Origin of the sequence: Campylobacter sp. 2018MI01 (genome assembly GCF_018501205.1) — a bacterium.
GTDB lineage: Bacteria > Campylobacterota > Campylobacteria > Campylobacterales > Campylobacteraceae > Campylobacter_E.
The window spans coordinates 1-403 of the sequence record NZ_JAHCZE010000189.1 but is presented as its reverse complement, the minus strand read 5'-3'; the positions used below and the strand labels follow the sequence as shown (position 1 = coordinate 403).

Sequence of the window (403 nt, the reverse complement as noted above, 5' to 3'; positions counted from 1 at the left end):
TGGCGGTACTTCCATCCCCTTTAACACTTCCGGGCGCGTATAGGGCGGACAATCCCGCAACCCCTCCGCAAACGAAACTTCGATTGCTGATGCCTCTAGCCCCAAAACCCCCGGGATAAACCGGTGGACGGAGTCAATCTGCGTCATTGCCGGTAGGTCGCCACCGCTGAGAACGGAAACGCCACATGACCATTCTTCGTCAATTTCGGTCTGAATTACGCGCTCATCTACGCCTTCGTAGCGACCACACACCAGAATAAGCTTCTGATTCGTGGCCAGCTCGCTAACGCCCGCTTGATCAAGCTTGCGTCCCTGAGGCGACAGATAAATCACTTTAGCGCCTTCACCTGCCGCGGCTTTTGCTGCGTGAGTGGCGTCCCGCAAGGGTTGCACCATCATTAAC

Annotated in this window: 1 protein-coding gene; it reads right to left on the bottom strand. The window is 56.1% G+C overall.

What is annotated here, in order from left to right; all coding sequences use genetic code 11:
• A partial coding sequence (locus tag KJQ97_RS09620) for an RNA methyltransferase (protein WP_502756493.1) occupies positions 1-396 on the bottom strand: 396 nt, incomplete at its 3' end.
• Positions 397-403: the final 7 nt, after the last annotated feature.